The sequence below is a fragment of the Xenorhabdus sp. SGI 60 genome (assembly GCF_056632175.1).
Genome location: NZ_CP196860.1, coordinates 2,934,526 through 2,960,417 on the forward strand (window position 1 = coordinate 2,934,526; position 25,892 = coordinate 2,960,417).

Sequence of the window (25,892 nt, forward strand, 5' to 3'; positions counted from 1 at the left end):
CACTTTATATGAAACAAGTCAAGTTGTCGCTGATTACATAGAGGTAGCAATGCACTTCCGCCCAAATTATAAACAGAATTAATAAAACAAATGTTATATTTGAACGGAAATAAAAAGAAAAACCCCCGCCTTATCAAGGCAGGGGTTTTAAGCTGGTGCATCCAGGAGGATTCGAACCTCCGACCGCTCGGTTCGTAGCCGAGTACTCTATCCAGCTGAGCTATGGATGCATTGTCGGTTTTCTATTTCTGCTCAGGCGCTATTAATTGCCTGACTTGATAGAATTAAGTCATCCAAAAATCAGGATGTTTAAAATGGTGCATCCAGGAGGATTCGAACCTCCGACCGCTCGGTTCGTAGCCGAGTACTCTATCCAGCTGAGCTATGGATGCATTGTCGGTTTTCTATTTCTGCTCAGGCGCTGTTAATTGCCTGACTAGAATTAGATATCCCAAAACTAGGATGTTTAAAATGGTGCATCCAGGAGGATTCGAACCTCCGACCGCTCGGTTCGTAGCCGAGTACTCTATCCAGCTGAGCTATGGATGCGTTGTCGGTTTTCTATTTCTGCTCAGGCGCTAATGATTGCCTGACTAGAATTGAGATACCTAAAAAATCGCGGTGTTTAAATGGTGCATCCAGGAGGATTCGAACCTCCGACCGCTCGGTTCGTAGCCGAGTACTCTATCCAGCTGAGCTATGGATGCATATTAATGGCGGTGAGGGAGGGATTCGAACCCTCGATGCAGCTCTTAACCACATACTCCCTTAGCAGGGGAGCGCCTTCAGCCTCTCGGCCACCTCACCATTTTTAAAACCTGCGACTCAGAAGTTTTCACTTCGTAGCTCTTCGAATCTTTTCTTCAAGCTCTTCGTCGCTGCGATGGCGCACATATTACTTTCCCTGCCTGATAAGTCAAACAATTTTTCGAAACTTTTTTCCAATTGAACACTTAGCACGCAAAATGCTTGATTTGCCATCTAAGAGACTGTTTTATCAACAATGAGATTGTCTAAGAACTGTTAAAATTTATGAAAATAATTATTCATCTCTATAGCCTCATGAACGATGCTTTTTCAACAGATAGAAAATAAAAAGGCATGAGAGAATAGAATCAAGGTGTCGAAAAGAGATAAACATAAAAGAAGTAGAAAGAAGCAGAAAAAAGAAAACAAAAGGGAGTAGAGTAGCGCCCAAGTCTTAAAAAAGCGTGGACGCCATTCTTGAATTAAAAAGTTGTAGGCTGAGATTTCTCCGCCTGAATCCGTTGATAAATTTCTTCACGGTGAACAGAAACTTCCTTGGGTGCATTTACACCAATGCGAACTTGGTTGCCTTTAACTCCCAGTACTGTGACTGTTACCTCATCGCCTATCATGAGTGTTTCACCAACTCGACGAGTCAGAATAAGCATTCTTTGCTCCTTGAAAATTTAAAAGAGTCGGGTCTCTAGGTTTCCCCGCTATTATCCATCAAACACCGTGAAAACGTAAAGCAATGATATCTACTTAAAGCATAAGCAGTTTTGAACACATTTCCTATATCTATAGGATAGCTAAAATATAAGTATGTGCCCAACATTTCAACAATTTCACAACGAAAAACATTCGGCACCATAAAAAAATGCTTTCATGGTGCCACTGCTGTCACGGCAATACCAACTATAACCGCAATGTTACCCACTCTTCTACACTAGCTAATGCGGAAGGAAGAGCTGTTACATCGGTCCCACCAGCCTGAGCCAGATCAGGGCGTCCTCCTCCTTTACCGCCAACCTGTTGGGCAACAAAAGAGATTAAATCACCTGCTTTTATTCTAGCAGTCAAATCCTTCGTTATACCAACAATTAGACTGACTTTATCACCAGTCACTGTAGAAAGCACAATAATTGCTGATCCTAACTGATTTTTTAGATCATCAACCATCGTTCTGAGCATTTTCGGTTCTATACCACCCAGCTGTGTCACCAGTAGACGAACGCCTTGAATTTCCTTGGCTTGGTTCGCCAAAGAGGAACTTTCCTGAACTGCGTGTTGAGATTTCAACAGTTGCAACTCTTTTTCCAATTGTTTCGTTCTATCCAGTGTCGTTTTCACTTTCTCATTCAGGCTACTGATATCACCTTTCACCAGATGAGCGATGTCTTGCAGTAAATCAGCTTGCTGATAGATAGAGTTTAATGCAGTTTGCCCCGTAATAGCTTCAATACGGCGAATTCCTGCTGCTGTACCTGATTCACTGGATATACGGAACAACCCTATATCACCTGTGCGACTCGCATGAATACCACCGCATAGTTCAGTAGAAAAGCCTCCCATGCTAAGTACACGTACTTTTTCATCGTACTTCTCGCCAAACAGTGCCATTGCACCTTTGGCTTTGGCTTCTTCCAGCCCCATTAATTCTGTAACAATTGGTGAATTTTTGCGAATCTCTTCATTCACCAAGTTTTCGACTTGACGGATCTGTTCTGGCTTCATGGCCTCAAAGTGAGAGAAGTCAAAGCGCAGATACTTATCACTTACCAAAGAACCTTTCTGGGCAACGTGTTCACCCAACATTTGACGTAATGCCGCATGTAACAAATGGGTCGCCGAGTGATTCAAACGGATCGCGTCTCTGCGTGCCACATCAATTTCAGCCTTAACTGTATAATTAACACTCAAACTGCCACTTATCAATTTACCAATGTGACCAATGGCCTGAGCATATTTTTGTGTATCGACGACGTCGAATACCCCATTATCGTTCGACAATTTACCCGTATCACCAACCTGTCCACCAGATTCAGCGTAGAATGCGGTTTTATCAAGTATAATGATCGCTTCTTCACCAGCGTGAATTTGCTCAACGGCTTGGCCATTACGGAAGATAGCGATAACAGTAGCTTGCTGTGAATTATGTTCATAGCCACAAAAATCACTGCGTTCATCAACTTTGATCAGTTCATTGTAATCAGTACCAAAGCCACTGGATTCACGAGCACGACGACGCTGGTTTTCCATCGCTGCATCAAAACCCGCTTCATCTACTTTGATATTACGTTCGCGGCAAACATCCGCAGTCAAATCAACAGGGAAACCATAGGTATCATATAAGCGGAAAGCGGTTTCACCGTCGAGAGTATCACCAGATAATTTAGCCAGCTCTTCATCCAGCAACTGCAAACCACGTTCCAAAGTACGAGCAAACTGTTCTTCTTCGGTTTTTAATACCTGCTCAACCAAAGTCTGCTGCTGTTTCAGCTCTTCACCAGCCGCACCCATGAATTTAACCAATGGTGCAACAAACTTGTAGAAAAAGGCCTCTTTTGCCCCTAACATGTTGCCATGACGAACAGCACGGCGAATGATACGGCGAAGTACATAGCCACGGTTTTCGTTGGATGGAATAACCCCATCGCAAATCAGGAACGCACAGGCACGGATATGGTCTGCAACAACACGCAAAGATTTATTGGTAAGATCTGTCGCTCCTGTCACTTCTGCAACCGAAGCAATTAAGCTTTGGAATAGGTCAATCTCGTAGTTAGAGTTAACGTGTTGCAAGACGGCAGTAATACGTTCCAGCCCCATGCCGGTATCAACGGAAGGTTTTGGCAACGGCTCCATAGTGCCATCGACATGACGGTTGAATTGCATGAAAACGATGTTCCAAATTTCAATATATCTGTCACCGTCTTCTTCTGGGCTGCCTGGCGGACCTCCCCAAATATGCTCACCGTGATCGTAGAAAATCTCCGTACAAGGACCACATGGACCAGTATCCCCCATTTGCCAGAAATTATCTGACGCATATGGAGCACCTTTGTTATCCCCTATACGAATGATTCTTTCTGCTGGAACCCCGACTTCTTTATGCCAAATGTCATAAGCTTCATTGTCTGTCTCATAGACAGTAACCCACAGTTTTTCTTTTGGCAGGTTAAACCATTCTTCGCTGGTCAGTAACTCCCATGCGTATTTAATTGCATCTTGTTTAAAATAATCGCCAAAACTGAAGTTACCCAACATTTCGAAGAAAGTGTGGTGACGGGCTGTATAACCCACATTTTCTAAATCGTTATGTTTACCGCCAGCACGAACGCAGCGCTGAGCCGTTGTTGCTCTAGAATAAGGCCTATTATCCAATCCTAAAAAGACATCTTTGAACTGGTTCATCCCTGCGTTGGTGAACAACAATGTTGGATCATTGGTTGGCACCAACGAGCTGCTTGGCACTATCTGGTGCCCTTTAGTATGAAAAAAGTCAAGAAACGCTTGACGGATCTCAGCGGTGCTTTTGCTCATAATTGTCCCGAAATCAAGCTGAAAAAACAGATTTATGAATGGTTGAGGTGGTATATCGCATCACCATTTCAACTCACGAATAAATTAAAGTAGGGTTAAGATAGAGTGTCTTCCATAAGAAGTAAAATCCCATATAAATCCATTCGCTTTCCCGCATTGTAATTCGTCTGGGAATTTTCTGAAAGTCTGTTCGTTATACCTGTTTCAATACGCCTATTTCAAGGATGTATAAAAACAGACATAAAAGCAAAAACCACACCCGATATGGATGTGGTTTTTAAAAACTAAGTCAGCTCTATATTATGACCAAAATAAGGAAGTTGAATTAATAACGAAAAGTCATTAAAACTCTTCGGGATTCACCTCTTCGCCATTTTCTTCATAATCTGTCACATAATCCGTGGCAGCACTACTGAATCCGCCTGTATTATTCAACAGTAAATCACGCAGTTTCTTATCCAACTCGGATGCAATTTCCAGATGTTCTTTCAGATAGATGGTGGCATTAGCTTTACCTTGTCCAATTTTATCGCCATTGTAGCTATACCATGCACCTGCTTTTTCCACCATTTTGTGTTTAACACCCAGGTCGATCAATTCACCAAAAGTATTAATACCCTCACCATAGAGAATTTGGAATTCGGCTTGTTTAAATGGTGCAGCAACTTTGTTCTTGACCACTTTCACACGCGTTTCGCTACCCACCACTTCGTCGCCATTTTTCACTGAACCAGTACGGCGGATATCCAAACGGACAGATGCATAGAATTTCAATGCATTACCACCAGTGGTCGTTTCAGGGTTGCCAAACATGACACCAATTTTCATGCGGATCTGGTTGATAAAGATCAACAGGGTATTTGAATTTTTCAAATTCCCCGCCAATTTACGCATAGCCTGACTCATCATACGGGCAGCCAGGCCCATATGAGAATCGCCAATTTCACCTTCAATTTCTGCTTTCGGTGTTAATGCGGCAACAGAGTCAACAATAATCACATCAACAGCACCAGAACGTGATAAGGCATCACAGATTTCCAATGCCTGTTCACCCGTATCAGGCTGAGAACACAACAGATTATCAATATCTACACCCAGCTTTTTCGCATAAACTGGATCAAGAGCATGTTCGGCATCAATAAAAGCACAAGTTCTGCCTTCGCGTTGGGCAGCGGCAATAACTTGCAGTGTCAGCGTTGTTTTACCGGAAGATTCTGGTCCGTATATTTCAACAATACGCCCCATCGGCAAACCACCTGCACCCAATGCAATATCCAGTGACAGGGAACCGGTAGAGATGGTTTCAACATCCATTGAGCGGTTTTCACCCAAACGCATGATGGAACCTTTACCAAATTGTTTCTCAATTTGGCCCAGCGCTGCTGCTAGTGCTTTTTGTTTGTTTTCATCGTTAGCCATATTTACTCCTTCGCAAGCAATGAAGGGGCTGCTTCACTGCTGATAAACTGTTTTTGATACCAAAGTGCCGTATGATTATACTGTATACTCATACAGTATCAAGCTAATTTTTTACGATTTCTTCCAATAAGGTTTTTAAAGAAAAAATGACGGCCTGTAGACGCACAGCATTGCGATCACCTGAAAAATGCTGGCGATAAGTTACAGTCTGGATGTTTTCATCAACATAAAAGGCAAACCCAAACCAAACTGTGCCGGTCGGTTTTTCTTCACTCCCTCCCGCAGGACCAGCAATACCACTGACAGCAACAGAAATATCTGCCTTAGCAACGGTTAATGCTCCTGCTGCCATCTCTTTTACAACCTGCTCACTTACTGCACCAAATTGCGCTAATGACTCTGGTAAAACCCCCAGTATTTCATGTTTAGCGTCATTACTGTAAGTCACAAAACCACGATTAAAATAGGCCGAACTTCCCGTAATATCTGTGATCACTTTAGCTATCCAACCCCCTGTGCAAGATTCTGCACAGGTCACGGATAATTTTCTCTGTTTTAATCTCTTTCCGAGTTCAATACTAAGCTGATTGAGAATTATTTCATCCATAACAAGCCTTCAACTCTATAAGAAATTAATTTTTCCGAAGCAGATCCCAAATCCATAGCCCCCCAATTGCCAAAGAAAGCAAGATACCAAAACCAATGCCAACAGCAACGACCGAAGCTCCCAACATGATGGAAACCGAATAAAGCCCTAACATTACCAGCATAGCACTATTTTCGCCCAGATTTTGCACGGCAACAGCTTTACCTGCTCCCATTGAATGCTTTCCATGTTCTTGCAATAGCGCATTTAATGGAACGACAAAAAGCCCACCAAATACCCCAAGGACGATCAAAATTAAGTAGGAAAATACTATTGATTGCTGAGTAGCAAAAAGAATGACCATGAACCCGATTAAGATCCCCGCAGGCATACAGCGACGCACAGTTTTCAATGTAATAAACCGCGCAGCTAAACCTGCTCCAACAATGATGCCAATCGCAACTACTGCATTCATCAATGTCGGAATCGTATTGCCATCAATCCCCAGCACCACAGGAACCCATGCTACCAACAGGAAGCGCAATGTGATCCCCGCTCCCCAAAACAGGCTCGTACCTACCAGCGAAAAACGTGTTTCCTGATTACGCCAAAGTGAAATACAAACCGCGATGAAATCCACCAACATTTTTTTAGGATTCCACCCCTTGCCTTCACGAGCCGCCGCCAGACGAGGTATATAGAAATTAGATACGACTGCCGCACCATACAATAAGGCACAAAGCCCTAATGCCAATACCAGACTGATATCAGAAAGGAAACCGCCAACAACTGAACCAATCAAAATAGCTGCGATAGTAGAAGCTTCCATCATGCCATTGGCTTTTACCAAACGCCCACCATCAGTCAACTCCCCCAAGATCCCATACTTAGCAGGAGAATAAGCCGCAGCCCCAATTCCTACTAAGGTATATCCCAGAAAAGGATTCATATCGATACAGATGCTGATGGCACCAAGCAATTTGACGCCATTAGAGAAGAGCATGACACGCCCTTTTGAAAACCGATCAGCAATTTGCCCCACAAAAGGGGCAAGTATGATATAAGCCAGGACAAAAACAATTTGCAGTGCTGGCCAACTCCATTCAGGATAAAACTCCGCCTTTAATTGAGCCAGGATGGCAAAGAACAGTGCATTATCAGCAAAAGCAGAGAGAAATTGTGACAGCAATACTGCTTTCATTCCGCGAGTTAACAGCGGTTGAGTTTTCACAGTGACATCCATTTCTTTACTCCTGTTCAGCCATTTCTCTTAGTGTGACAAAATCCGGTTTGCCACTGCCAAGCAAAGGAAGTTGCTTCACATGACGAATATCTCGTGGAACCGACAACTCAGGCATCCCGATTTCACGTGCCACTCCCAGCATTCTGTTTCTATTTAGATTCACATCTGTTGTGAACAATACTAATGCTTCGCCTTTGCTTCGATCACTTCTGGTTGTAGCCGCATGTAGCGCACCAGTAGAAACGTGAGAAGCTATTAGTTCCACCGCTTCGAGAGAAACCATTTCCCCTGCAAGCTTGGCAAATCGTTTCACTCGTCCTTTGATCGTCCAGAAACCCTCTTTGTCAATCGAAATGATATCGCCGGTATCATACCAGCCGACTTGAGTATTCCCTTCTCCGTCTTCAGCAGATGGTTGCTCCAAACGATCAGGCGCTTCAACCCGCAGATATCCTTTCATGACATTTGGCCCACGTAGCTGTAAGCGCCCCCCTTCTTCAATGCCCTGTACCGGCAACAAACGAGCTTCCATGCCAGGCAAGATCCGCCCGACTGTTCCCGGTTTTGCTGCCATCGGTACATTGATTGCCACTACCGGCGCACATTCTGTCACGCCATAACCTTCTAGAATACGGATACCAAATTTATCCTGCCAAACGCGTTTGGTGTTTTCTGATAGTTTTTCTGCGCCAGCCACCACATAGCGCAGACGGGCAAAATCATAAGGATGGGCAAAACGAGCATAATTGCCTAAAAAAGTCGATGTTCCGAACAAAACGGTACAATTACAGTCATAAACCAGCTCAGGCACAACACGATAATGTAGCGGACTTGGGTAAAGGAATACGCGACTGCCTGTCATTAATGGAGTAAATAGGCCAACTGTCAGCCCAAAAGCATGAAACAGTGGCAAAGAAGACATAAAGCGATCCAGTGGAGTAAAATCAGCAATTGTTTTTATCTGCTCAACATTCGCCAACAGGCTGGTATGGCTGTGGACAACACCTTTGGGGACACCTTCTGAGCCTGATGTAAACAGGATCAATGCATCATCATCCGGCTTTTGCGCAACCAAAATGGCTTTGGAAGGGAAAATTAAATGCCACAATATCCAAAGCTTATCTTCCCGCGTGATTGTATCTTTCAAATCTTCGAGATATACCCAATTGGCTTCAGTCACCTGTTCTGGCAGATGAGTCAATTGTCCTTTTTCCAGAAATTGGCGGGATGTTACGATGGTTTTGATAGTTGCAGCCTGCATAGCATTCTTAATGCCACTGCTTCCTGCCGTATAGTTTAAAAGCGCCGGCACTCGTCCCTTTAACGAAGCGCCATATAGGGTAGCCGCCATTGCGGTCGCATTTGGCAACAGCAGGCCAATTCGTTCACCTTCTTGCGTAAAACGTTCTAATATTCGGCTGATACCCAATATTTTTTTCAGTAATGAGTGATAGCTATCTTCTTTAAAATTCACATCTTCAATGCAGGGCTTAAAGCGGCCAAAGCGTTTTTGCGCAGTAAGATAAGCGCTGAACAACGTCTCTTTTGGGCGTGTCTGCATTCTTACTTCCATCATAATGGCATGGAGATGTTCTCCTGCTAAACGACGACGTGTTGTTGAATCAGGTGCATCTGGCATTGGCAGATCGACGGCCGGTAAAATCTTGAGGGTGATTTTCGGGAACCAGTGCAATTTCATAATTCCTTTTAACCGAGCAAAAATCGTTTGTTCTGCACCATCAATTCGGATTGCTACTACTTTTGCGCCTGATTTCGCGGCAATAAAAGCGGCGCCATCATAAATTTTCATAAGGGAGCCGGTTATGGTGATCCTCCCTTCGGGGAAAATCACAAGCGGGCGCCCTTTATCCACTTCTTTGACCAATGTCCTGACTGCCATTGGATTGGTAGGATCCAGAGGCACAACATCCGCATAGGGTTTGATAAATTTGAGAAAACCGCGGGTTGCAATATTAGAATAAACAGCAAATACAGGCTTTATTGGCAGGAATAATCCAATTAACAAGCCATCCAGAAACGAAACATGATTGGGAGTAATAATGCATTTAGTGTGTTGTAACTGCTTGATATCACCTTCGATTGTAACCCTGAAGAGTACACGAACAAGTATCCGAATAAAATTTAAGAGCATATCCATATCTCAAATATAATTAATAAAATTAAAGTGAGTAAATAGAATGATACTATAAGTTGTACAAGCAATTTGTTATATAAGATTTTCCTTTCTGTTAGAAAATAAACTTAAACATCCTTAATATATCAAATTAGTTCATTTTTCTGGTTTATAACATAAGATTTAACGCAAGATACGATATCTTCTGTTGCAAGATTAGCATCGATAATGAGATTGGCACACTCCCGGTATAATGGCTCCCTTTCAACCAATATTTCTTCCATTTCTTCTATGATGGATTTCCCTGTCAGGCTGGGACGCTGTGAATTCTCTGGATTAAGAGATAACCGTTTACTCAAAACTTCTGCGGATGCCTGTAAATAAATCACAATGCCATTTTGTTGCATATACTGGCGATTCTCAAACGACAATATCATTCCTCCACCGGTTGAAATGACACGTTCACTTTGACTAACCGCTTGCAACGTTTGGCTTTCTAATTTTCTGAAATGTTCCCAGCTATATTGTTCAACAAGCTCAGCTATTGTCATTTTACTAATAGTCTGAATACTTTCATCAGTGTCAACAAATTTATACGACAACGCTTCAGACAACAACTTACCTATTGTCGTCTTCCCTGCACCTCGTGCACCTACGATGAATAGAGTTTGTTTCATTTCGTTGTTTTCCCAAAGAGTTTATAAAATTAAGCCTAAGTGCAAAGTATAGTAACTAAATATTTACACTAGTGTAAAAAAATATTTTAATGGAGCAAAAAGCCACACTTAAAATTAAGTGTGACCTGGCATAGTTCAACAAAGTCTAACTAAAACAGAATATGGTCAACTACGGGGTAAATAATCACCATAGCCAATCCACTTATACGTTGTCAGTGCATCAAGCCCCATTGGACCTCTGGAGTGTAATTTCTGAGTACTGACCGCCACTTCAGCTCCCAAACCAAATTGCCCCCCATCTGTAAAACGTGTGCTGGCATTCACATATACTGCGGCAGAATCCACATGACGCACAAAGTAATCAGCTTGCTGCAAAGATTCGGTCAGGATCGCATCAGAGTGAGCTGTACCATAAGTACGAATGTGCTCAATAGCGCGATCGATATCACTCACAATCTCCACATTCATATCTAAAGATAACCATTCATCGCAGTAATTTTCTTCTGTCACTTCAACAACCGTTGCAGGGCCATCTTTCAGGAATACCATCGCTGATTTGCTCGCATGCAATGTCACCCCTTGTTCTTTCATTCTGATACTCAAAACTGGCAAGAAATCGGCTACTATCTTTTCATGCACCAACAACGTTTCCAGTGAATTACAGGCACTCGGACGCTGAACTTTTGCATTAGTAATGATTTCCAGTGCTTTTTCAATATTGATGGTTTCATCCACAAATGTATGACAAACCCCAATACCGCCAGTAATCACGGGAATAGTCGATTGTTCCCGGCACAATTTATGTAACCCAGCCCCACCTCGGGGGATCAACATATCAACATAACGATCCATTTTCAGTAATTCAGCGACCAATTCACGATCGGGTTTATTGATAGCCTGAACCGCAGCCGCCGGTAACCCGCTTTGTTCCAATGCCAGCTGGATAACTTTAACCATAGCTTGATTTGTATGATGAGTCTCTTTGCCACCACGCAGTATCACCGCATTACCGGTTTTCAGGCATAAAGAGGCCACATCGATAGTAACATTGGGACGAGCTTCATAAATCACACCAATCACACCCAACGGAATTCGGCGACGGCTCAATTGCAATCCATTATCCAATAATTGCCCATCGATCACTTGCCCTACAGGATCAGCCAAGCGGCAGACCTGTCGCACATCATTGGCAATGGCATTCAGCCGTTCCGGTGTCAGCAATAACCGATCGAGCAGCGCCTCGCTCATCCCCTGTTCGCGGGCTTGCAACATGTCTTGCTGATTAGCGGCAAGAATCACTTCTATTTCTGTCTCTAACAAATCAGCAATGTGATTCAGCGCGTGGTTTTTCTGATTGCTACTTAATTGCGCCAACTGCCACGATGCTGCTTTGGCTGCTTTTCCCATCTGCTCTAGCATGATGAAATCCTTAACTCTCAATCAATTCATTAAATTACGATCAAATCATCACGATGCACCGCTACCGCACCATATTCATAGCCCAGTATCTGGCTAATTTGCTGTGAATGATGGCCTGCAATCATACGTAACGCATCACTGTTGTAACGACAAACGCCATGGGCCAAATCTTTGCCTGATAAGCTACGGACGCAAATAACTTCACCGCGGGAAAAATCCCCTTTAACGTTTTTAATTCCTTTTGGTAACAACGAGCTACCTTTCCCGACAATCGCCTCTTCTGCCCCATGATCGACAATAATTTCCCCTGCCGGAGGTGCTCCAAAGATCCAACGCTTACGGTTTTCCATTGGGCTAGCCAGGCCATGAAAGCGTGTTCCAACCGGTTTTCCGGCAATAACATCAGCAATAACATCCAGCCTGTTACCCGCAGCAATAATGACATCAATTCCAGCCCGTCCGGCCACGCCTGCTGCCTGAAGTTTTGTTGCCATTCCTCCCGTACCCAACCCCGAAACACTGTCTCCGGCCATCATTTTCAGTTCATCACTGATATCATGAACTTCAGAGATCAATTTTGCCTCTGGGTTATTACGCGGATCTGCGGTGTAAAGCCCTGCTATATCTGTCAGAAGCAACAATTTATCTGCACTAGCCAAAATAGCAGCCAGTGCAGAAAGATTATCATTGTCACCCACTTTAATCTCTGCCGTCGCAACGGCGTCATTTTCATTAATAATGGGCACAATGTGATTATCAAGCAAAGCCTGAAGGGTATCCCTTGCATTCAGGAAACGTTCACGATCTTCCAAATCTGCGCGGGTCAGTAACATTTGCCCGACGTGAATACCATAAATAGAAAAAAGCTGCTCCCACAATTGGATCAGACGACTTTGCCCAACGGCTGCCAGCAACTGTTTTGAAGCAATCGTTGCCGGAAGATCAGGGTATCCTAAATGCTCGCGCCCGGCAGCAATTGCACCAGAAGTCACAATAATAATGCGGTGACCTTTTTCATGCTGTTGCGCACATTGACGAACCAGTTCCACAATATGGGCACGATTCAAACGACGAGAGCCACCGGTCAATACACTCGTCCCCAGTTTCACAACCAATGTTTGGCTGCCATTCATCATATTTCTGCCATTACAGTTAATTTGAAAAAAACAGTGTTCAGTTTTAACAGGAGAGAGGCGTTATGCCAACTGACATAACGCAAAATTTAATAAAAGCGGGTAAAAAACAAAATCATGCCATCACTTGCGTTTGCAAAATGACAGTATTTGCAGATGGGATCAATGTCAGTTTAAGAACGTCAAAAGAATCAACCAGACGTTTATGGAATACTTGCAAAGTTGACTCAAGGTGTTCGAGATCGGCCTTTTTTTTGATCTTCATAGCACGCCATTCACCATTTTTATCAAATAAACCTATTTGATAGTGATAAATAAAACCTTGCTCCTGCTCTTCCAGCTCTAACCACCATCCCCAAAATTCCCGTTTTTCCGGTGCCACTTTTGCGTTGACACAAACGGCTAAACAGTCAAAGAAAAAATAACCATTTTGGCATTTTAATTCACGTACATACGGCCCTAATGCAGAAAAACGCTTCAACAACCTATTTTTAGAATAACTTGCAGGTAAAGTCATACAAAGGTCTCCTTATATACAGGACACCTTTGTATCAAATGATTAAAAAATATCAAGTAATAAATTTCGTTTTATAAAATTTTATCTTTCAACCATACACTTATTTCGTGTAATGCCTTATTAAAACCACTATAAACTGATGTGGCAGGAATAGCCCGCAATGAGCCATCCATTGATGACATGGCAATTAACTTCGAATCTTTCCTCGGGCTGAAAATATCACCTTCCCAATACACCGAAAACATGGGCACAGAACAACGACGGCCCAATAAACCCTGTTTTTTCAAAGAATAACAAGCCAGTTCTGAACGCAATCTCTTTTCATCAACATGATAAATTCCCAAGCGGCTGGCTAACACGTCAATATACATTGACGGGATTTTCTGCTGTAATTTTTCATCATGCAGTAATTCATGGACAATCGGACCTACCACCGATACGCCTTTAATCAGTTTCGGTTCCAGATAGGCAAGGCGGACAGCGATATTTGCACCAAAACGAAAACCAAATACACCGACACGGGTATGATCAATCCACGGTACGCTATTTAGCTGTTGTAAAACTTGTTGATGAAGTGCACATGTATCCTGCGTTAATGCGAATTTAGCGGAATACCCCACAGAAGGCATATCCACCGTTAACATGGCAAATCCAAGAGGTGCGAAGTATTCACGGAATAACCGCCAGCAATCACTCTGTACATTATCCAGACTGGCGCAAACTAATATTGTTGGATAAGGTCCCTGTACATGGGAAGGAAAGTGCAATAATCCAGTCACACTTTTGCCCCCTTCCAGCCGGAATTCCAGTTTTTTCAATTCATAATCAGAAAAACGGGCTGCATTTTCATAGGCTTTATTAGCCATCACAATGGCCTGATCTGCCAGTTCATCACCCCGCAAATGAGGATAAGCCGCAATACTGTATAGCGTTGCAGCCTTTAACCAACATGCTCCGGCTTTTTTTGTATCCTCAGTATGCAATGCTTCCTGTTGCCAGTACATTGCCTGCTGGGACCACTCAAATGCCCAGTTTCCTTTACGATAGCCGACCACAGTATCCAACAAATGTTCACGACTGCGCTCGGCATCTGTCACCGCAATCCGGCTGAGAACATCTTGAATTTCCAGCGGATTGACTCCCCTCCAGATCCAAGCGAGCCAATTAATCATGCGATACCAGCACTCGCGTCGCTCCCCACCCAGCTTACCCGCACTGGCAGTTACAGATTGTGGGCGAATATATTTTACCAGTGTAGAGGTCTCACGTTGTTTAAGCCGGGGCTTAAACAACGATTCTGAAAGGTTTTTTTTCGTCATGACAAAAGAAAATCTTACTGTTTCTCACAAATAGGCGGAACGAACACGACGCCCATATCCCATGGCTGTTCAATCCATGTATTTTGGGGAATATCAACAACATAATCATCCACAAGAGGACGTCCGGCGGGTTTGGCAAAAATCGTTACAAAATGCGCTTTCGGATACATTTCACGAATTGCCTGAGCAGTTCCTCCGGTATCAACCAGATCATCAACCACAATGAACCCTTCACCATCACCTTCCGCTCTTTTCAATACTTTCATCTCGCGCTGATTATTGTGATCATAGCTGGAAATGCAGACAGTATCGACATGGCGGATTCCCAATTCACGAGCCAGTAACGCTCCCGGAACAAGACCACCACGGCTAACGGCAATAATGCCTTTCCACTGTTCTACGGGAAGTAAACGTTGCGCCAATTGACGGGCATGTATTTGCAACATATCCCACGTTACAACATATTTTTCACTCATAAAATTAGATCCTGGAAACTAAAGAATATTTCAGAAAAGTGCTTTTTGCGGAAAAAAGGTTGCGCGGGATTATAGTGATTTGAACCGACAAAAACCAGTAAAAACAGGGCAAGCCCTCATTCTGACTGCCCATTGCTGACAATAAAATGATATTCTCAAACTTCGCATGGATATTAGGTCAATGCCGATGACAAAACGCCCTGATGTGTCAAAACATTACTATTTTCTTCTCACCAAGATGCAATTATAGGAGATTCGCCGTGTCCGAATTATCAACATTATCCCCGCAACCATTATGGGATATTTTTGCCCAAATTTGTTCCATTCCTCACCCTTCCTATCATGAAAAAGCACTCGCCGCCCACATCATTGAGTGGTCCAAACACAAAGGATTCCATGTAGAACAGGATGAAGCAGGCAATATTTTAATCAGAAAACCCGCCTCAAAAGGGATGGAAAATCGTAAAGCTGTCGTACTTCAAGCACACCTTGATATGGTTCCACAGAAAAATAACGATACCCAACACGATTTCACACAAGATCCTATTCGTCCTTATATCAATGGTGATTGGGTGACGGCTGATGGTACAACTTTGGGGGCGGATAACGGTATCGGCATGGCTTCCGCTCTGGCGATATTGGCGGACGAGTCCGTTAAACACGGTCCATTGGAGGTCTTACTGACCATGACCGAAGAAGCTGGTATGGATGGTGCATTTGGCCTGAAATCCGGCTGGTTGCAAGCCGATATTCTGATCAATACCGATTCAGAAGAAGAAGGCGAAATTTACATGGGTTGCGCGGGTGGTATTGATTTTATCACAACTTTATCACTGACCCGTGAAACTCTGCCAACTCACTATAAAACGCTGCAACTGACTATTAAAGGATTAAAAGGTGGTCACTCTGGTGGCGATATTCATCTGGGATTGGGTAACGCCAATAAATTACTGGCGCGTTTTCTGGCGGCGTATTCCGATGAGCTGGAGCTGAAATTAATTCATCTGCAAGGCGGAACCCTGCGCAATGCCATTCCTCGTGAAGGTTCTGCCGTGATTGCTGTTCCCGCCGATAAAGTTGAAAAACTCTATCAATTGAAAGATAGCTATCTGGAAACATTGAAAAAAGAACACGCTATCGTTGAAAAAAACCTCACCCTGTTGTTGGATGAAACCGAAACATCATCACAGGCACTAATAACAGATTGCCAGACTCGCTTGGTATCCATGCTCAATAGCATGCCTAATGGCGTTATTCGTATGAGTGATGTCGCCAAAGGTATTGTAGAGACCTCACTGAACGTAGGCATTGTCACGATGGACGAAGATAAAGTTGAGGTAATTTGCCTGATTCGTTCACTGATCGAAAGTGGCAAGATTTATGTTACTGAAATGTTGCATTCCCTGGCAAAACTGTCTGGAGCTGAAACCGTGGCAAGTGGCAACTATCCGGGCTGGCAACCTGACGCCAATTCTCCAATCATGCATTTAGTACGTGAAACTTATCATCAACTTTTCGATAAAACACCGAATATCATGGTGATCCACGCGGGTTTAGAGTGTGGCCTATTCAAAAAACCGTATCCTGATATGGACATGGTTTCTATCGGCCCAACCATTCGGGGTGCCCATTCCCCTGACGAGAAAGTTCACATTAAGAGTGTTGGTCAATATTGGCAGTTACTCACTGCAATTCTGAAAGCTATTCCGGTTAAAGAATAATAGAAAATATATTGATTCTCCCCTGCTATCTGTTTGCTGTTTGCTGTTTGCTGTTTGTAGGGGAGACTTCGTTCTTTGCATCTCACCACTCCAATAAAAGCTGACGCTCCAGTTGTGGGTTTTGTAATGTCACATGCAGCCCAATCAGCCTGACCCCTCGCCCTTTCCGGCGAGTTTCCCAGGCCTGTTTGGCTACCTGAATCAAATCGAGTTTATCCAATACAGAATGGACATGTTCCTGTGTCGTCAATTGAAAATCGTCAAACTTTAATTTAATACCTTGACGGGCAATATGGAGATCGGGTTTTACCTTTTCCAGCCGTTTTTTCAACTCAGGATAAAGCTTTTCAATCAGTTCAACACATTCATGCCATGAATGGATATCCTGCGCCAAAGTTTTTTCGACCCCAACAGATTTACGCAAACGTTCTGGCGTAATTTGTCGTTCATCAATGCCATGACAGCGTTCCCAAAGCGTCAAACCGAACTTACCCAAGCTTTTTATTAGTGCCAGCTTATCGTAACGTTGCACGTCAGAGCAGGTTTCTAACCTCATGTCTGACAAACGCTGAGCCGTGACTTTTCCGACACCGGGAATTTTGCGCAATGGCAGCGATTTAATAAAAGTTTCAATCTGTTCAGGAGAGATAACATATTGTCCATTGGGTTTATTGATATCAGAGGCTATTTTGGCTAAAAACCTGATTGGCGCCACACCAGCGGAGGCCGTTAACTGCAATTCATCAAAAATGACCTGACGGATTTCCTGGGCAATCAACGTGGCAGAGCCGTGGCAATAACGGCAATCTGTCACATCCAGATAGGCTTCATCTAAAGAAAGAGGTTCGATCAATTCAGTGTAACGGGAAAAAATTTGACGGATATGTTGGGATACTTCTTTATAATGCGCCATCCTGCCGGGGATAACTTTCAATTGAGGGCAACGTCTTAATGCCATCGCTGTGGACATCGCACTATGCACCCCAAAACGGCGGGCAAGATAATTTGCCGTACTAATTACGCCCCTGCGATCAGCGCTTCCCCCGACTGCAATGGGAACATGACGAAGTGACGGATTATCCCGCATTTCAATGGCGGCAAAAAAGCAGTCCATATCAATATGAATGATTTTACGCATCTGATCTCCCCATGCCAAACAACTGTATAAATATACAGAAAGAGATCATGAAACTCTAGTTAATTTTTCAGCAAAACTTCAACGTGCCGATTCCTCGAATACCCTTACAGGATAAGAAAATAATTTCCATTATGAAATCATTTTCCTTCGGCGCCATCGTTCTTATGATATCTTAATATTATGATAATAATGACAGTGAAAATGAAAAACAGAGCAAATAACATATAATTATAATGAATTATTTCATCTAAATAAAAAGTGAAATAGGATTCAATATTGCATGGGGTTCGCTACAAATACCGAAGAAAATGATTTCTATTTGAAATCATTTTTCTGCGATGTTATAGTCTTCATAATATGTTTATTATATGAGATGAATGACAGTGAAAAAATCAGAAAATACACTAAATAACCGTAAGTTATATCATTACACTTCATCCAGCCAAAAAGGTGAACTGGCATTCAACCTGTTCTGATTTTAGGAATGTTGAGTGCCATTGGCGCTCTTTCAACTGACATGTACTTCCTTTTGTTCCCCGCCATGTCACACGCATTAAACACGACTCAGGCTGGTGTTCAATTAAGTTATCCTTATTATGGCTGGTCGCCTATTGGACAATTAATGATTGGTCCCTGGTCGATGTCATTGGCAGGAGAAAACTTTTGTTAGCCGGCATGGTCTTGCTGACTGTAGCCTCAATTGCCTGTTCATTCTCTTCAAATATTGAAATGTTAATCATTAGCCGCTTTTTTCAAGGTGCTGGTGGCGCATCCGGCATTGCTTTCTTACACCAGCCATTGTTTCCGACCTCAGTTTTGGTAACAAAGCCGCCTACTATTTCAATCTGATACTGGCAATACAAGGTGTACACCCACAGCGGCTCCATCGATAGGAGGAGTTGCTGCTTATTTCCCGTGGCAGGTTGTGTTTGTCTTTATGGCGCTTATTTCACTTGATAATTACTACCTTAACGTTCGTTTATGTACCAGAAAGTTTGCCGAGTAAACCAGAATCTGGTGATAAGAGCAGTTTGGCTAAACAGTTTTTAAAATTGTTCCAAAACAGAACCTATATGGGATATACATTAGTCTTCTCCGCCACGTTTGGGGCACTGTTTGCCTATATTTCAGCATCACCTTTTATATACCAGTCTATGTTGAAATTCACCCCCGGATTTTTTTCCATTGTGTTTGCGATTAATGCCGGAATTATGATGTTCAGCAGCATACTGAGTGCACGGTGGGTTGAGCGGATTGGCGCCAAATCGCTTGTCATCATTGGTGTTGTAACCACCTTCGTCTTAGCGTGTCTGCTATTGGTTGTAAATTATCTCAGCATCTATCAGTTTGCGTTAACGACAGCAATTTTCATGATACTTATGTTTACAATGGCGTTAATTTTTGGCAATGCAGCGAGTTTGGCATTAACAGCCGTTCCTGATGTAAGAGGGGCTGGCTCTGCTGTCCTCGGAGCTCTCCAGTTTGGAACGGCTTCTTTGACGGCATTTTTAACCGGTCTTGGCAAATCGGTGTCTCTGTTTCCTATATCTATAGTATTAATCGGATGTGGGATGACCTCAATTCATTTTCCCTGATATTGGTGCGCGAAGGAGATAAATGAAATGAGAAGTCATGAACAAAACACTATTGAAATTCGTGGTGCGAGGCAAAATAACCTTAAAGGCATTGACTTACGTATTCCTAAGAATGTCATCACTGTGTTCACTGGTGTTTCTGGTTCAGGTAAAAGCTCCCTTGTATTCGGTACAATCGCAGCGGAATCCCAACAGACTTAATCAGCCTTCCGCCTTATATCCGGCACCGGTTACCGTACTATGGCCAGCCTGATGTCGATGAGATAAATAACCTGACCACCGCAATTATCATTAACCAAAAGCGGATTGGGGGAAATGGTACGCTCGACAGTGGGTACAGCATCAGATATTTACACTTTGTTGCGCCTTCTGTTTTCCCGAATCGGTAAGCCCTTTGTCGGGTATTCCACGCTTCTCTTTCAACCACCCATCAGGTATGTGCCCCAATTGTGAAGGGCTGGGCATTGCCAGTACAATAGATGTAAAAAAACTGCTGAATGAAGACAATTCTCTGAATGAAGGGGCAATCGCATATTCCTCATTCTTGCGCCAGGAACCTGGCGGTGGCGCCGATATGCTCATTCTGGTTTGTTTGATAATAATAAGAAAATCGCCTGATTATGCAGAATAATGCGCTAGCTTTTGCTTTACGCGGATAACATCGCGCCGACGAACCCATCCCCTGACTGGCCTAAATCTGCCCATTGAAGGACTCATTCCCAGATTCACGCGCAGTTATCTTGTGAAAGATAACAAAGAATACAAAAGTGAAGAATTTCGGAAAATTGTTGCAATGAAACAGTGTCCTGTCTGCCATGGACAGAGGCTTAATAAACAGATCCGTCATGTTCAATTCAGGGCAAAAGTATCGGCGATTGTGTCGATATGCCGATTATCGAGCTGGGCCAGTTTATCGCTACATTGACTCATCTTTTCAGTGATATGCTGATCGATGCCTTAAAAGAACGTTTAGCCTCAATGTGCTCTGTCGGTCTGGGATATCTGAATCTTAACCGTCCAACCCCAACATTATCAGGTGGAGAGTCACAACGATTAAAAATGGTGCGACACTTAGGCAGCAGTCTCATCGGGATCAACTACGACATTTATTAACCCAGCACCAGCTACATCCGGCCTATATCACTAAACTTAATACGCTGATTCAGCAATTACGTGACAAGGGCAACACTATCTTGATGGTTGAACATGACCCTGATGTCATTAAAATCGCAGATCATGTCATTGATTTAGGCCCCTGTGCAGGCGATAACGGTGGAACTATCACTTATCAGGGCGATTGCAATGGGTTACGTGCCTCTGACACATTAACAGGAAAATACCTGTCCTAACAACCCGCCTTAATCAAAATCCCAAGAAACCGCTTGGTTATATCTCTGTCAGGAACGCAACGCTGCACAATCTTAAAGATATTTCTATCCAGTATCCCACTTAGGAATAATGCTTGTTGTCAGCGGCGTGGCAGGTTCAGGAAAAGCTCCTTAATTATGGGAGAGGTTGTACCTCAATGTCCAAATGCTGTTGTTATCGACCAAAAACCCATTCATACCTCTAAACGCTCCCATATTGCATCGTGGAGCGGTGTTTTTGATTGCATTCGAGAGCGCTTTGCGCTGGCTAATCATGTGGATAATCATGGTTTTCTCCAACGTGAAGGGCGGATGTCCAGAGTGTAAAGGGTTAGGCGTGATTGAAACCGATTTGGCTTTTATGGGATTCGATATCCTTACCTTGCGAAGCCTGTCAGGGACAAAAATTCAATAAAAGAGCCTTAGATTATAAGATAAGGAAGCAACCATCGATCTCATGAATCTAAGTATTACCCAGGCAACACATTTTTTTAAAGGAGACAGTCAAATTCATCCAACATTAATGCGCATTCAGGATGTTGGGTTGGGTTATATGCGCCTTGGTGAATTGCTTGATCACCTGTCTGGTGGCGAATGTCAAAGACTGAAACTGGCATCTTACCTTAACAATAAAGGTGACGTGTATGTCTTTGATGAACCAACAACGGGCTTCATCCTTCTGATGTCGCGGTACTTGTTACGTTGTTTCGCCGCCTCGTCGAGCAGGGAAATTCTGTCTGATCATTGAACACAATATAGAAGTTATTGCAGAAGCAGACTGGATTATTGATTTAGGCGAAGGTGCAGGGACTGATGGGTGGTCAGGTGATGTTCAGCGGCATACCACAGGCAATGTTTGAAGAGGGTAACTCATTGACCGCTGATTATTTACGTCAGCATTGTCGCTAAATAAAACCGGCAAAAAATAAAGTACTCAATTAATTAAGCGGCACAACCAAGTGTATTTTTTAGCATATTACATAGATTGTCCCAACAAAGCCTTACGGTATGTTATTTTGTAACACTTTATCTGCATAACCTATAGCATTATTAATCATCCAATTATAAAATAGAAAATGCATCTGTAGTTAAAAAAGATTCGTTATGAAACTGTATTGATGCCACATTATTAGATTTCAATGCAATAATTTCACTCTTACCTAATCGTTCAAGATAAACATGATGTATTCAACCCGTTGATGGTTGGTTGGTGTATAATCGCCATTTTTTCGGCGAGATTAAATGGCAACAGTTGAAATAAAATGGCGATTTTGTCAGCAAACGGAATTCGTCAAAAAGCATGGTAAAGGCGATGACGTGGCACTGGGTTCAGTGATCACCTTTTTAAAGAAAATGCGCTGAATATTGGTAATAACATCTACAACAACCAAAATACACGCCAGGCCCTTAAAACCTTAGGTTTCGATTTTCCAGATATTAAATGCGAAAACTTTCTCAAAATTAATTTCTTATTTTATGGATAAAGAAATCATAATGTCATATGAGCCTGAAATCAGTAACATGTAAAATACTAAGGAGAAATGATGTTTAAAGTTGTGTTCGATAAATACATAGAAGCAGTTTTAGAAAAGTCACCAACAAAACTTGCCGCTCTATTTTGTGACGATGGTATTTTGAAGTTACCATTTAATGAGTCGCGATACAATTGAGAGCCAGTCACAGATATTTGAGCATTATTCAGCAAGTTTTGGTCAGGCGCCTCTGATTTTTACTTCTGTTCAGGATGTAGCATGTATGCAACAGATAATCCTGATATTTTTATCGTTGAATATCGGCTGAATGGTCAAACATTGCCACATAAAAAAGATTTCCATTGTTTATATGTTAATGTATTCAAATTGAACAACGGTAAAATTAAAGAATTACATGACTATGAGGATGTTCTTAACCGAGAAGCCATTTTCTCTTGATTTTGGCTGTTCTTAATTGTAAATAAGTGGATATTTACAAACCTGTTCCATAAAAAATTATTTTCATTTATGGAACAGGCGATTAGCTCGGTTTCTTATTTTATACTCAGATTATAAAAAAAAACATGAAAACAGATAATGACACTACCGTCACACCTTTTGAAAATGCATTGAGCCGGCTTCAATGTGTTCTTGTCGCGAAATAGAATGATCACAAACCTGTAGGTATTTCATGGGCACAGTATGATACTCTATATTTATCGACAATATCAGCCGATGAATCCTACTGTAATCGGCGAAGCCTCGGCTTTACCCGCTGAAAATGTCCAAATTCTGCGATTGCTAAAAGATAAAGAGCTGATTAAACAAGAAGCGGGGGAAAACGATAAACGCGAGCTGGTCACCAAATTGAGCCGAAAAGGGCTAACATTTTTGCAACGGGCCGAGTCCAGCAGACATAATATGGCTGATATCGTGGCGTCTAATATGTCCCAAAGGCGAAATCGCCATATTTACAGAACTTTGCCACCGTGCCGCAGATTTTTTGTATGCACAAATACCCATTCGTGATGAGGATTGAACATGATGAAGCCCGCTTTTTTATATAAATTTATCACCACGATTCGGAACGTGAAAAAGCTCTTCATGACAATAGTTTTGTTGTTTATCTTGTAGAGTCAGGCCTGAGTCCAGTGGAATACTGAGATTAGGCTCTACTGACAGAGGTTACTTACTCCATTAGGAAAAATCAAGGTTTGCCCAGGGGCTTCCCGGTTTAAGTGAATAAAGTTCAGATGTTTTTCATAATGATCGAGAATATCGCTAATGATTTGCTCTTTCGTATAATCCATCAAATCATTGCCCTGCGTTCCTTCCATCAGAAAAGTCTCCAACCGATAATAGTGAGACTTACCCGCTCTCGCTCGATAGGTAAATCCGGGTACAGAATAGCGTTGTGGCCAGATTTGATAGACAAAATTTTGCTCATCACCTAAATCAACAACCAATTCCAATGGGTTCAGTCGCTTGTTCTCTTCGGCCGGTAATGCATTAAACTGAACTTTCGCCCCCCGCACCACCAGCTCTTTAGCAACTTCCTGCATCGCCGGACGGCACACCATATCCAGCATTCTCTGAGTATTTTTTGTACCGGGGAAATGCATCATACGGCTCAGACGCTGCTTCCAGTTCAATGAACCATTATCATGCACAAGCGTGGGGGAGGTATTTTGCAATGAGCTGGCTTTACGGAAGTCCTCTACCCGTAAAGATTTATATAGTCCCGCCATCACAAAAAAGATCACAAAACTAAAAGGCAGGCCCATGATGACCGTGGTATTTTGCAAAGCAGAAATACCATCCGTCATAAGTATACCTAATGTTAATACACCAATCGCCACCGACCAAAAGACACGTAACCAATTCGGTGCATCATTATTGATATCACTAAGATTAGAAGTGAAATTCCCTAACACCAATGAGCCAGAATCAGCCGATGTGACATAAAACAGCAGTCCGGTAATGGTGGCGACAGAAGCACTAAACGTAAATGCCGGATAAAGTGCCAACAAACGATAAAAACCTTGTTCTGGGTGTTGTAGCACGGTCTCAGCCAGTTGGCGATTACCATGAATAATTTCATACAATACACTGTTACCAAAAATCGATAACCATATCAGTGTAAAAACAAATGGAATGACTAACGTTCCCATAACAAACTGACGAATGGTTCTGCCGCGGGAAATACGTGCCAGAAACAATCCGACAAACGGCGACCAGGCCACCCACCATGCCCAGAAAAACAGTGTCCAGTTATTCATCCATTCCGTTGGGTGTTCGAAGGCAAAACTGTTCAGTGTCATGCCCATAAAACGGCTGATATAGTCCCCGATATTCTGCACCAATCCGTTAAGCAGGAATTCAGTATTCCCCATAAATAAAATAAACAAAACCAAGCCAAGAGCCAGCAGGACATTCAATTCAGACAAAAACCGAATGCCTTTGTTTACGCCGGAAGTCACGGAGATAATGGCTATCACCACAGACAACAGTATTAGGCCTCCCTGAACCCCCAATCCTTGCGGTAATCCGAAAAGGACTTTCAGGCCATAATTCAACTGCACAACCCCAATTCCCAGCGTCGTTGCAATGCCAAAAATGGTCCCTATTACTGCCGCAATATCCACCGTATGACCGATTAATCCTTTAATGCGGTCACCAAAAATAGGATAAAGTGCCGAGCGGATAGTCAGGGGCAAATTATAACGATAACTAAAATATCCCAGTGCAATTCCCATTAAGGCGTACATAGACCAGCCCGTCAGGCCATAGTGGAACAACGTCCACACCATCGCCTGACGAGCTGCTTCAATGGTTTCCCCTTGACCCGTTGGCGGTCGCATATATTGCGTGACAGGTTCAGCCACCGAGAAAAACATCAAATCAATGCCGATCCCAGCGGCAAACAGCATTGCTGCCCAACTCAGCAAACTGAATTCCGGCTTAGATTGCTCCGGTCCCAATTTGATTGAACCAAAACGGGAAGCCGCAACAAAAACAACGAACACAATGTAAAGTGTCGCGGCCAATAAATAGTACCAACCGAAAGTTTTAGATACCCAGTTCAGTGTGTTTTTTATCCAAGCACTGGTTGCATCTGTGAAAAAAATAGTGAATAGAGAAAATGCAATAATCAGTCCGGCAGAGGTGAAAAAAACGACAGAATTCAGTGTGTCCTTCTGGGTATTTTTTGGACTGTCTTGGGTATTCATAGGCAGTTCCTGAAATTAATAGCATTAAAACAGATGAAAAGCATAATCCATATAACCTTTTGAATTAAATATAAAATTTAAGTTATCTTAAACAAATTCACTCCCTCGTTGTAAAATTATTGTAATAAAACATATTTAATTTTGATTGAACATTCA

At 42.7% G+C, this 25,892-nt stretch carries 26 protein-coding genes and 5 tRNA genes; 11 read left to right on the forward strand and 20 right to left on the reverse strand.

The features are described from left to right. Window positions 1-153 precede the first annotated feature (153 nt). The 17 genes from ACSJJG_RS13615 to gpt form a co-directional block, all read right to left on the reverse strand. Window positions 154-230: transfer RNA gene (locus ACSJJG_RS13615), tRNA-Arg, on the reverse strand. 85 nt (window positions 231-315) lie between these two features. Continuing rightward, a tRNA-Arg gene (locus ACSJJG_RS13620) sits at window positions 316-392 on the reverse strand. An 80-nt stretch (window positions 393-472) separates the two neighbouring features. Beyond that, window positions 473-549, reverse strand: a tRNA-Arg gene (locus tag ACSJJG_RS13625). A gap of 81 nt (window positions 550-630) precedes the next feature. Further along, window positions 631-707 (reverse strand) — tRNA-Arg (locus ACSJJG_RS13630). A gap of 7 nt (window positions 708-714) precedes the next feature. Continuing rightward, window positions 715-807, reverse strand: a tRNA-Ser gene (locus ACSJJG_RS13635). Between the two features lie 422 nt (window positions 808-1,229). Next, entirely contained in the window at window positions 1,230-1,415 is a 186-nt protein-coding gene (csrA, locus tag ACSJJG_RS13640; RefSeq protein ID WP_010845367.1) for a carbon storage regulator CsrA, read from the reverse strand. A gap of 247 nt (window positions 1,416-1,662) precedes the next feature. Next, window positions 1,663-4,290, reverse strand: coding sequence for an alanine--tRNA ligase (alaS, locus tag ACSJJG_RS13645; protein ID WP_481089682.1), 2,628 nt, complete (start codon window positions 4,288-4,290; stop codon window positions 1,663-1,665). Between the two features lie 342 nt (window positions 4,291-4,632). Beyond that, window positions 4,633-5,709 (reverse strand): recombinase RecA, encoded by a 1,077-nt coding sequence (gene recA, locus ACSJJG_RS13650; protein ID WP_481089683.1) that lies wholly within the window; start codon window positions 5,707-5,709, stop codon window positions 4,633-4,635. Between the two features lie 103 nt (window positions 5,710-5,812). Then, window positions 5,813-6,316 carry a nicotinamide-nucleotide amidase gene (gene pncC, locus ACSJJG_RS13655; RefSeq protein ID WP_481089684.1) on the reverse strand — a complete coding sequence of 168 codons (504 nt, stop codon included), beginning with the start codon at window positions 6,314-6,316 and terminating at the stop codon, window positions 5,813-5,815. Between the two features lie 25 nt (window positions 6,317-6,341). Next, entirely contained in the window at window positions 6,342-7,538 is a 1,197-nt protein-coding gene (gene lplT / locus ACSJJG_RS13660) for a lysophospholipid transporter LplT (RefSeq protein WP_481089685.1), read from the reverse strand. Window positions 7,539-7,542: 4 nt separating this feature from the next. Beyond that, window positions 7,543-9,690, reverse strand: coding sequence for a bifunctional acyl-ACP--phospholipid O-acyltransferase/long-chain-fatty-acid--ACP ligase (aas, locus tag ACSJJG_RS13665; protein WP_481089686.1), 2,148 nt, complete (start codon window positions 9,688-9,690; stop codon window positions 7,543-7,545). A 128-nt stretch (window positions 9,691-9,818) separates the two neighbouring features. After that, window positions 9,819-10,349, reverse strand: a complete 531-nt coding sequence (gene aroL / locus ACSJJG_RS13670) for a shikimate kinase AroL (protein WP_481089687.1) — start codon at window positions 10,347-10,349, stop codon at window positions 9,819-9,821. A gap of 165 nt (window positions 10,350-10,514) precedes the next feature. Next, window positions 10,515-11,768 carry a glutamate-5-semialdehyde dehydrogenase gene (gene proA, locus ACSJJG_RS13675; RefSeq protein WP_481089688.1) on the reverse strand — a complete coding sequence of 418 codons (1,254 nt, stop codon included), beginning with the start codon at window positions 11,766-11,768 and terminating at the stop codon, window positions 10,515-10,517. A 29-nt stretch (window positions 11,769-11,797) separates the two neighbouring features. Continuing rightward, a complete protein-coding gene (gene proB / locus ACSJJG_RS13680; RefSeq protein WP_481090444.1) occupies window positions 11,798-12,901 on the reverse strand; it encodes a glutamate 5-kinase in 1,104 nt (367 codons plus the stop codon). 115 nt (window positions 12,902-13,016) lie between these two features. Continuing rightward, window positions 13,017-13,418, reverse strand: coding sequence for a sigma factor-binding protein Crl (gene crl / locus ACSJJG_RS13685; RefSeq protein WP_481089689.1), 402 nt, complete (start codon window positions 13,416-13,418; stop codon window positions 13,017-13,019). Between the two features lie 71 nt (window positions 13,419-13,489). After that, window positions 13,490-14,737 (reverse strand): esterase FrsA, encoded by a 1,248-nt coding sequence (frsA, locus tag ACSJJG_RS13690; protein ID WP_481089690.1) that lies wholly within the window; start codon window positions 14,735-14,737, stop codon window positions 13,490-13,492. A gap of 14 nt (window positions 14,738-14,751) precedes the next feature. After that, window positions 14,752-15,213, reverse strand: a complete 462-nt coding sequence (gpt, locus tag ACSJJG_RS13695; RefSeq protein ID WP_481089691.1) for a xanthine phosphoribosyltransferase — start codon at window positions 15,211-15,213, stop codon at window positions 14,752-14,754. A gap of 260 nt (window positions 15,214-15,473) precedes the next feature. Between gpt and pepD the strand changes: the two genes are divergently transcribed. After that, window positions 15,474-16,934, forward strand: coding sequence for a beta-Ala-His dipeptidase (pepD, locus tag ACSJJG_RS13700; protein ID WP_481089692.1), 1,461 nt, complete (start codon window positions 15,474-15,476; stop codon window positions 16,932-16,934). A gap of 82 nt (window positions 16,935-17,016) precedes the next feature. Here the strand turns inward: pepD and dinB are convergent, their stop codons facing one another. Next, a complete protein-coding gene (gene dinB / locus ACSJJG_RS13705; RefSeq protein WP_481089693.1) occupies window positions 17,017-18,072 on the reverse strand; it encodes a DNA polymerase IV in 1,056 nt (351 codons plus the stop codon). A 484-nt stretch (window positions 18,073-18,556) separates the two neighbouring features. Here dinB and ACSJJG_RS13710 point away from each other — a divergent pair, with 484 nt between their 5' ends. The 4 genes from ACSJJG_RS13710 to ACSJJG_RS13725 all read left to right on the forward strand — a co-directional run bounded on the left by ACSJJG_RS13710 (window position 18,557) and on the right by ACSJJG_RS13725 (window position 19,868). Next, window positions 18,557-18,742, forward strand: a complete 186-nt coding sequence (locus ACSJJG_RS13710; RefSeq protein ID WP_481089694.1) for a hypothetical protein — start codon at window positions 18,557-18,559, stop codon at window positions 18,740-18,742. Continuing rightward, complete coding sequence (locus ACSJJG_RS13715; protein ID WP_481089695.1) at window positions 18,736-18,921, forward strand: hypothetical protein; 186 nt, start codon at window positions 18,736-18,738, stop codon at window positions 18,919-18,921. The genes ACSJJG_RS13710 and ACSJJG_RS13715 overlap by 7 nt, the downstream gene beginning before the upstream one ends. A gap of 146 nt (window positions 18,922-19,067) precedes the next feature. Beyond that, window positions 19,068-19,667, forward strand: coding sequence for an MFS transporter (locus ACSJJG_RS13720; RefSeq protein ID WP_481090445.1), 600 nt, complete (start codon window positions 19,068-19,070; stop codon window positions 19,665-19,667). Between the two features lie 27 nt (window positions 19,668-19,694). Then, entirely contained in the window at window positions 19,695-19,868 is a 174-nt protein-coding gene (locus tag ACSJJG_RS13725; RefSeq protein ID WP_481089696.1) for a hypothetical protein, read from the forward strand. Window positions 19,869-20,009: 141 nt separating this feature from the next. On the opposite strand, the gene ACSJJG_RS13730 is transcribed toward ACSJJG_RS13725, so the two are convergent. Further along, a complete protein-coding gene (locus ACSJJG_RS13730; RefSeq protein ID WP_481089697.1) occupies window positions 20,010-20,249 on the reverse strand; it encodes a hypothetical protein in 240 nt (79 codons plus the stop codon). A 303-nt stretch (window positions 20,250-20,552) separates the two neighbouring features. Here ACSJJG_RS13730 and ACSJJG_RS13735 point away from each other — a divergent pair, with 303 nt between their 5' ends. The 6 genes from ACSJJG_RS13735 to ACSJJG_RS13760 all read left to right on the forward strand — a co-directional run bounded on the left by ACSJJG_RS13735 (window position 20,553) and on the right by ACSJJG_RS13760 (window position 23,535). Continuing rightward, a complete protein-coding gene (locus ACSJJG_RS13735; protein WP_481089698.1) occupies window positions 20,553-20,780 on the forward strand; it encodes a hypothetical protein in 228 nt (75 codons plus the stop codon). Window positions 20,781-20,863: 83 nt separating this feature from the next. Then, window positions 20,864-21,016, forward strand: a complete 153-nt coding sequence (locus tag ACSJJG_RS13740) for a hypothetical protein (RefSeq protein ID WP_481089699.1) — start codon at window positions 20,864-20,866, stop codon at window positions 21,014-21,016. Window positions 21,017-21,172: 156 nt separating this feature from the next. Further along, a complete protein-coding gene (locus ACSJJG_RS13745) occupies window positions 21,173-21,361 on the forward strand; it encodes a hypothetical protein (protein WP_481089700.1) in 189 nt (62 codons plus the stop codon). A gap of 130 nt (window positions 21,362-21,491) precedes the next feature. Then, window positions 21,492-21,782 carry an ATP-binding cassette domain-containing protein gene (locus tag ACSJJG_RS13750; protein WP_481089701.1) on the forward strand — a complete coding sequence of 97 codons (291 nt, stop codon included), beginning with the start codon at window positions 21,492-21,494 and terminating at the stop codon, window positions 21,780-21,782. 1,003 nt (window positions 21,783-22,785) lie between these two features. Beyond that, window positions 22,786-22,965 (forward strand): nuclear transport factor 2 family protein, encoded by a 180-nt coding sequence (locus tag ACSJJG_RS13755; protein WP_481089702.1) that lies wholly within the window; start codon window positions 22,786-22,788, stop codon window positions 22,963-22,965. Between the two features lie 243 nt (window positions 22,966-23,208). Continuing rightward, the gene (locus ACSJJG_RS13760) at window positions 23,209-23,535 is read left to right on the forward strand and encodes a hypothetical protein (protein WP_481089703.1); all 327 of its coding nucleotides are present in this window, start codon (window positions 23,209-23,211) and stop codon (window positions 23,533-23,535) included. 143 nt (window positions 23,536-23,678) lie between these two features. On the opposite strand, the gene ACSJJG_RS13765 is transcribed toward ACSJJG_RS13760, so the two are convergent. Further along, on the reverse strand, window positions 23,679-25,736 hold the full coding sequence (locus ACSJJG_RS13765) for a choline transporter (protein ID WP_481089704.1): 2,058 nt from the start codon (window positions 25,734-25,736) through the stop codon (window positions 23,679-23,681). Window positions 25,737-25,892: the final 156 nt, after the last annotated feature.

What these genes read in the sequence shown, in the direction of transcription:
- csrA (WP_010845367.1), bottom strand. Translation starts at nt 1,415, where the DNA reads ATGCTTATTCTGACTCGTCGAGTTGGTGAAACACTCATGATAGGCGAT.
- alaS (WP_481089682.1), bottom strand. Translation starts at nt 4,290, where the DNA reads ATGAGCAAAAGCACCGCTGAGATCCGTCAAGCGTTTCTTGACTTTTTT.
- recA (WP_481089683.1), bottom strand. Translation starts at nt 5,709, where the DNA reads ATGGCTAACGATGAAAACAAACAAAAAGCACTAGCAGCAGCGCTGGGC.
- pncC (WP_481089684.1), bottom strand. Translation starts at nt 6,316, where the DNA reads ATGGATGAAATAATTCTCAATCAGCTTAGTATTGAACTCGGAAAGAGA.
- lplT (WP_481089685.1), bottom strand. Translation starts at nt 7,538, where the DNA reads ATGGATGTCACTGTGAAAACTCAACCGCTGTTAACTCGCGGAATGAAA.
- aas (WP_481089686.1), bottom strand. Translation starts at nt 9,690, where the DNA reads ATGCTCTTAAATTTTATTCGGATACTTGTTCGTGTACTCTTCAGGGTT.
- aroL (WP_481089687.1), bottom strand. Translation starts at nt 10,349, where the DNA reads ATGAAACAAACTCTATTCATCGTAGGTGCACGAGGTGCAGGGAAGACG.
- proA (WP_481089688.1), bottom strand. Translation starts at nt 11,768, where the DNA reads ATGCTAGAGCAGATGGGAAAAGCAGCCAAAGCAGCATCGTGGCAGTTG.
- proB (WP_481090444.1), bottom strand. Translation starts at nt 12,901, where the DNA reads ATGAATGGCAGCCAAACATTGGTTGTGAAACTGGGGACGAGTGTATTG.
- crl (WP_481089689.1), bottom strand. Translation starts at nt 13,418, where the DNA reads ATGACTTTACCTGCAAGTTATTCTAAAAATAGGTTGTTGAAGCGTTTT.
- frsA (WP_481089690.1), bottom strand. Translation starts at nt 14,737, where the DNA reads ATGACGAAAAAAAACCTTTCAGAATCGTTGTTTAAGCCCCGGCTTAAA.
- gpt (WP_481089691.1), bottom strand. Translation starts at nt 15,213, where the DNA reads ATGAGTGAAAAATATGTTGTAACGTGGGATATGTTGCAAATACATGCC.
- dinB (WP_481089693.1), bottom strand. Translation starts at nt 18,072, where the DNA reads ATGCGTAAAATCATTCATATTGATATGGACTGCTTTTTTGCCGCCATT.
- ACSJJG_RS13710 (WP_481089694.1), top strand. Translation starts at nt 18,557, where the DNA reads ATGTTGAGTGCCATTGGCGCTCTTTCAACTGACATGTACTTCCTTTTG.
- ACSJJG_RS13725 (WP_481089696.1), top strand. Translation starts at nt 19,695, where the DNA reads ATGAGAAGTCATGAACAAAACACTATTGAAATTCGTGGTGCGAGGCAA.
- ACSJJG_RS13730 (WP_481089697.1), bottom strand. Translation starts at nt 20,249, where the DNA reads ATGAGCATATCGGCGCCACCGCCAGGTTCCTGGCGCAAGAATGAGGAA.
- ACSJJG_RS13735 (WP_481089698.1), top strand. Translation starts at nt 20,553, where the DNA reads ATGCCGATTATCGAGCTGGGCCAGTTTATCGCTACATTGACTCATCTT.
- ACSJJG_RS13740 (WP_481089699.1), top strand. Translation starts at nt 20,864, where the DNA reads ATGGTTGAACATGACCCTGATGTCATTAAAATCGCAGATCATGTCATT.
- ACSJJG_RS13745 (WP_481089700.1), top strand. Translation starts at nt 21,173, where the DNA reads ATGGGAGAGGTTGTACCTCAATGTCCAAATGCTGTTGTTATCGACCAA.
- ACSJJG_RS13750 (WP_481089701.1), top strand. Translation starts at nt 21,492, where the DNA reads ATGAATCTAAGTATTACCCAGGCAACACATTTTTTTAAAGGAGACAGT.
- ACSJJG_RS13755 (WP_481089702.1), top strand. Translation starts at nt 22,786, where the DNA reads ATGTATGCAACAGATAATCCTGATATTTTTATCGTTGAATATCGGCTG.
- ACSJJG_RS13760 (WP_481089703.1), top strand. Translation starts at nt 23,209, where the DNA reads ATGATACTCTATATTTATCGACAATATCAGCCGATGAATCCTACTGTA.
- ACSJJG_RS13765 (WP_481089704.1), bottom strand. Translation starts at nt 25,736, where the DNA reads ATGAATACCCAAGACAGTCCAAAAAATACCCAGAAGGACACACTGAAT.